7 protein-coding genes are annotated in these 5730 nt (G+C 68.8%); 1 reads left to right on the top strand and 6 read right to left on the bottom strand.

The genetic code is table 11. The annotated features are described in order from the left end of the window. The 6 genes from IBL25_RS23920 to IBL25_RS23895 form a co-directional block, all read right to left on the bottom strand. Positions 1-233: translation initiation factor IF-2 associated domain-containing protein (locus tag IBL25_RS23920; RefSeq protein WP_187780976.1), on the bottom strand; the 233-nt coding region annotated here is incomplete at its 3' end. 60 nt (positions 234-293) lie between these two features. Continuing rightward, a complete protein-coding gene (locus IBL25_RS23915; protein WP_187780975.1) occupies positions 294-902 on the bottom strand; it encodes an RNA-binding protein in 609 nt (202 codons plus the stop codon). A gap of 70 nt (positions 903-972) precedes the next feature. Next, positions 973-2550: a transcription termination factor NusA gene (gene nusA, locus IBL25_RS23910; protein WP_187780974.1), complete on the bottom strand. Its 1578-nt coding sequence runs from the start codon at positions 2548-2550 to the stop codon at positions 973-975. A gap of 4 nt (positions 2551-2554) precedes the next feature. Next, positions 2555-3061: a ribosome maturation factor RimP gene (gene rimP / locus IBL25_RS23905; RefSeq protein ID WP_379656286.1), complete on the bottom strand. Its 507-nt coding sequence runs from the start codon at positions 3059-3061 to the stop codon at positions 2555-2557. Positions 3062-3282: 221 nt separating this feature from the next. Further along, positions 3283-3801 (bottom strand): hypothetical protein, encoded by a 519-nt coding sequence (locus tag IBL25_RS23900; protein ID WP_187780972.1) that lies wholly within the window; start codon positions 3799-3801, stop codon positions 3283-3285. A 184-nt stretch (positions 3802-3985) separates the two neighbouring features. Next, positions 3986-5362, bottom strand: coding sequence for a glycosyltransferase family 4 protein (locus IBL25_RS23895; RefSeq protein WP_187780971.1), 1377 nt, complete (start codon positions 5360-5362; stop codon positions 3986-3988). 155 nt (positions 5363-5517) lie between these two features. Between IBL25_RS23895 and IBL25_RS23890 the strand changes: the two genes are divergently transcribed. Beyond that, the coding region (locus IBL25_RS23890; protein WP_202986873.1) for a hypothetical protein at positions 5518-5730 on the top strand (213 nt) is incomplete at its 3' end.

Here is a 5730-nt window from a genome sequence, read left to right as displayed (position 1 = left end):
TGCGGGCCACCGGCCGGGCGCGGCCCCGTGGCGGCACCCCCCGGCTTCTGGGCGGGAGCCGGCGCGCCCGGGGCGCGCTTCTTCACCACCTCGACCTGCACAGTCTTCGAGCGGCCATGGCTGAACGACTGCCGCACGCTGCCGGCCTGCTCGGTCTTGCCGAGTTCCAACCGGCCGCTGGGCCGAAGGCTCAGGCGGCCCTTGCCGCCGTCCTGTTCGTTCTGGTCGCTCATGCGCTCGCTAATATCCGATCCGTTGTCTGCCATGTATCCAAACGCGAGCCGTTGCCGGGCTCACGACCCCGCTCCGTTCGCGTTGACAGTAAATCCGGCCAATCGACCAGCCTCCTGCATAATCATCTCGGCGATCCGCCCGGACGCCACGCCCACATGCACCGCATGATCGCGCCCGAAGACCGCCCCTAATTCCTCGGCGCAGAGGATGGTCACCACAGGAAGGTCATGCCTGCCCTGCAACCGCCGCCGCTCCGCTTCGCTGCCGTCCGCCGCTTCCACCAGAAGGCCGGCCCGGCCGTTCTGCAGCCATTCCCGCACCTGCTGGAAGCCACAGACGGCCTGCCCCGCCCTGCGCGCCAAACCCACATGGTCGCGCAGGCGAGCGCGAAGGCCATGTTCGATTCGGGCGCGAAGATCGGGGGGCGGTATCACCAGGCCCTTGGCCGCCCTGGAAAAGGCGCCGCGAGCCTGCGCGCGTTCTAGCACATCGGCACGCGCGCTCAACCACATTCCCCGGCCGGGCAGCCTGCCCGCCAGATCCGGCACCAGTTCCCGCCCCGGGCTCAGCACGAAGCGGATCATCGCTTCCTTGGGCCCGGTTTCCCGCGTCACGATGCAACGGCGCAGCGGACCCCTCTCGGAGTCCGCTCCATCCGCCTTGGGCATCGGCTTCGGCGGCCGCTCGGTCGGCGCCTCCGGGGCCAGCTCAGGCGCTGGCCCGGTGGCCGGGGCGTGTTCAGGATTGCTGGTCGTCGGTCTTCTCCTCGCCGCTCTCGCTGCCGGCCTTCTCGCCGGCATCATTCTCCGCGGCGAACCAATGCTCACGCGCCGCCATGATGATGGCGTTCGCCGTTTCCTCGTCCACCGCCTCGGTGCCGAGGATCTCGATCAACTCATCGGCCGCCAGGTCGCCCAGGTCGTCCAGGGTCTTGATCCCCTTCTCACCCAGCGTGACCATCATGGCCGGGGAGAAGCCACCGGCCTCGCCCACCGCATCCTCGACGCCCAGCGCGCGGCGCTTCTCGTCCAGTTCCTGGTCGCGGCGGTCCAGGAAGGCCTGGGCGCGGCGCTTCAGCTCGGCGGCCACGTCCTCGTCGAAGCCCTCGACCTCGGCCAGCTCCTCGTCGGGCACATCGACCAGTTCCTCGACGGTGCCGAAGCCCTCGGTCACCAGCAGGCCGGCGATGACGTCATCCACGTCCAGCGCCTCGACGAAGAGGCCGGTGCGCTTGCGGAATTCCTCCTGGCGGCGCTCCGATTCCTCAGCCTCGGTGAGGATGTCGATATCCCAGCGGGTCAGCTGGCTGGCCAGGCGCACGTTCTGGCCGCGGCGGCCGATCGCGAGGGAGAGTTGGTCATCGGGGACCACGACTTCAACCCGGCGCGTGTCCTCGTCCAGCACGACCTTGGTCACCTCAGCCGGCGCCAGCGCGTTCACCACGAAGGTGGCGTTCTCGGGCGACCAGGGGATGATGTCGATCTTCTCGCCCTGCAGCTCGGCCACCACCGCCTGCACGCGCGAGCCGCGCATGCCGACGCAGGCGCCAACGGGGTCGATGGAGGAGTCGCGGGACACCACCGCCATCTTGGCGCGCGAGCCCGGGTCGCGGGCCACGGCCTTGATCTCGATGATGCCGTCGTAGATCTCGGGCACTTCCTGGGCAAACAGCTTGGCCAGGAAGCCCGGATGCGTGCGGCTCAGGAAGACCTGCGGGCCACGCGGCTCCTCGCGCACGTCATAGATATAGGCACGCACGCGATCGCCGTTGCGGAAGGCCTCGCGCGGGATGGTCTCGTCGCGGCGCAGCAGCGCCTCGGCGCGGCCGAGATCGACCATCAGGTTGCCGTACTCGGTGCGCTTGACGACGCCGTTCACGACCTCGCCCACGCGGTCCTTGTACTCGTTGAACTGCTTGGAGCGCTCCACCTCGCGCACCCGCTGCACGATCACCTGCTTGGCGGTCTGCGCGGCGATGCGGCCGAAGTCGATCGGCGGCAGCGGATCGACGATGAACTGGCCGACCTCGATGCCCGGCTGCACCTTCTGCGCGATGCGCAGCGGGATCTGCGTCGCCTCGTTCTCGACCGGCTCGGCCTCCACCACCTCAGACCAGCGGGAGAGCTTCACCTCGCCCGTGCGGCGGTCGATGACGGCGCGGATGTCCTTCTCGTGCCCGTACTTGGCACGGCCGGCCTTCTGGATGGCCTGTTCCATGGCCTCCAGCACCTCGTCGCGCTCGATCATCTTCTCGCGCGCCACGGCATCCGCGACCTGCAGAAGCTCCGGGCGGGCAATGGCGATGTCCACGGCCATGATCCTAGTTCCTCTTGGGCAAGGTGGAGGCGTCGGAGTCGTCCTCGGACAGGTCATCCCCGTCCGGGTTCACCCCGGCCTGGGCCGCGGTCGCGGCGATCAGTTCGTCGGTCAGCACCAGCTTGGCGCGGCGCATGTCGGCACGGGGCAGGGTCACCTCGCCGCCGTCCTCCAGCTTCAGCCGCACGCTTTCCTCATCGGCGCCCAGAATAAAGCCACGGAAGCGGCGGCGGCCCTCGAAGGGGATGCTCATCTCGGCGGTGGCGAGGTGCCCGGCGAAGCGCAGCCAGTCCTTGGTGCGCGTCAGCGGCCGGTCGATGCCCGGGGAGGAGACCTCTAGGTGCCATTCCTTGGGGAATGGGTCGTCCACGTCCAGCACGGCGCCGGCGGCATGGCTGATGGCCTCGCAATCGGCCACGCCGATCGGGCGGCCATCGGTGCGGTCGGCCATGATCTGCACCGTCGGCACCTGTTTGCCCTGGATCAGCACGCGCACGATCTCATAGCCCATCGCCGCCAGCGTCGGCGTGATGGCGGCGGCGATGCGCGCCTCCAGCCCTTCCTGGGGAAGGTCGTCGGGCGTGCCATCGGTGGCGTTGTTGTCGTCGTGATCCAAAAACAAAAAAAGGCGGCCCTAAGGCCACCCCCCTGACTGTGCAGCGAAGATGTTCTGTTGCCCATATAGGCTTACCCCCCGCCACCCGCAAGGAAAACGAAAGTGAGGGGGAGAAGCTATTCCAGCCCGCGCGGCAGCCGCGCCAGATGCGTCACGCGGCAGAGCCCGTGGCTGCGCACCGAGAGCACGGCGCCCGAGAGGCGGTTGTCATGCACCTGCGCCAGGCCGAAGCCATGCAGTGCCAGCAGCAGGAAATGGCCGGTGACACGCACCAGGTAGAGCCCCGGCTCCAGCCCGCCGCGCCGCGCCAGCCCCAGCAGGGTGGGGCCGCGCCCCTCCGGCTTTTCCACCGGCAGCGGCGCGGCGGGCAGGCCGAGATGGCGCAGCGCCTCCAGCACATCGCGCCAATAGGCGGTGACGATATCCGGCTGCCCGGCATAGCGCTCGGGCGCCACGCGACGCAGCAGGGCGCAGGCCTCGGCATAGCCGCAGCCGGCGGCGAGCGCGATGGCGGCGGGGCCACACCAGCCGGTCTGCCCGCCACGCTCCCGGGTCAGCCGGTCGGCGGAATCGGCGATGAGGCTCTGCCCCATCGCAGGCATGGCGATGCGTTGCCCGTCCTCTCGCTCCAACATCGCCTCCCCCTCAATCCGTGGCGACGCTCCCCCCCGGAAGCGTCAGGAACCCCACGGTGTCGTGACGGCAGGGCGAGCGTCAACGTCGGGATGCCTTACAGTTTGTCTTCGCTCAGGGCTGTTGCAACAGGGCCACAGGCTGTGGCGGCAGCGCAACCAAAGCCGTTAGAAGCCCTGGCGTGCCCTAATCGGCCGCCTCGGCCAGGGGCGGCGCGGCCGTGCCGCCGGCCCCCGGCTCCACCCGCACGCCCAGGCGGTTGTAGACCTCGGCCAGGCGGCGCTCATAGCTCTCGGCGGAGAAGAGGTCGGCGCGGCGCGGGCCGGCATGTTCCAGCCAGTTCCGCAGATCGGCATCGTGGTCGAGCGCGCGGATCGCCTCCACCATGGCGCGCACGTCATAGGGGTCGACCGTGATGGCGGCATCCCCCACCACCTCGGGCAGGGAGGAGGTATTGGAGGTCATCACCGGCGTGCCGAGCTTCATCGCCTCCAGCGCCGGCAGGCCGAAGCCTTCGTAGAGCGAGGGGAAGAGGCAGGCCTTGGCGCCGCGGATCAGCGAGACCAGCAGGCGGAAGGGCGCGTAGTCCAGCAGGATGATCTTGCGCTTCACGCGCAGGATAGAGCCTTCCTGCACCTGGTAGCGGATATGGTCGTCGAAGAGCAGCTTCAGCTCCTCCTCGCTCTTCCAGGCCTGTTTGCCGACGATCACCAGCGGCAGCTCGGAGCCGGAAGACAGGAAGGCCTCGATCATGCGGCCCACGTTCTTCTTCGGCTCGATGGCGCCGAAGAACATGAAGTAGCCCTTCCAGTCGAGGCCGAAGGAACCCTTGATCTCGTCCTGCGCCTCGGGGATCGGCTTTTCCGCGAATTTCCTCGGGATCTCCACGGACTGGTAGGTATTCGTCACCTTCTCCGGGTCCACGCCCAGCAGGTTGACGATATCGCGCTTCGAGGCCTCGCTGACCGTGATGATGTGGTCGGCCTTCTTCGCGATCAGCCGGTTGAGGCGGAAGTAGCGGCGCTTGTGGTCCAGGGTGGTATAGGGCAGCCGCAGCGGCACCAGGTCGTGCAGCGTGTAGATGTTCTTGGCCTTGGGCACCCGCATGGCCAGCGGATAGGTCCAGTGCATGATCTGCGGCGGGCGCGGCATGCCCACCGTCAGCCGCGCCTTGTAGTGGCGGAAATGGTTGTAGGCGACGGTGAAGCCGTTCTCGACATTCCAGAGATGGTCGAAATGCGGCATCCGGTTCTCGAAGGTATTCGCCACCACGCGGCCGGTGATCGGCACGGAGGAGGCGTATTCCCCGAAGGGCGAGAGCATGGTCCGCCGCGCCGAGCGCATCCATTTCAGCAGCGAGGAAGCCTCGCCCACGCGGTTGTCGAAGAAGGCGATCTCGCGGATCAGCTCGTTGCGGCTGGGGCTGGCGCGGGTGCCGTAGAGCACGCCCACCTCGGCGCCCAGCGCGCCCAGCCGGAAGCTGAGGTTGCGGGCATAGGTCGCGACACCGGTGCCCTGGTCGAGCGCGAGGTTGTGGCCGTCGATATAGATGCGGGGGCGCATGAACCGGATACCCTGGACAGTGGCAGGCAGCCGGACGGCCCGCCGCTTGGCGGAACCGTGCCGGCACGGCAACCTAAACATTCCGCGCCAGCTCGGCCATGGCTTGCTTTGCAGGCGCGGGCGGTGGAAGACGCGAGGGTCATGATGCACTCCGCATGGTAGCGCAAGGAAGTCCCGAGACCCTCCGCCTGCGGCAGCAGGCCGACCAGCTGCGCGAGGCCCGGGACTGGCACGGCGCCGCCCGCGCCTATGCCGCCCTGCTGCGGCTGCTGCCGGAGGACCTGCCCGCCATGCTGCGGCAGGCGCAGTGCCTGCTGGCCGCCGGCGCCCTGGCGGATGCGCTGGACCTCTACCAGGCCGCCGCCCTG

The organism is Pseudoroseomonas ludipueritiae (genome assembly GCF_014490445.1).
GTDB classification, from domain to species: domain Bacteria; phylum Pseudomonadota; class Alphaproteobacteria; order Acetobacterales; family Acetobacteraceae; genus Pseudoroseomonas; species Pseudoroseomonas ludipueritiae.
Note: the sequence above shows the minus strand (reverse complement) of the source record. Positions and strands in the feature narration are given on the sequence as shown.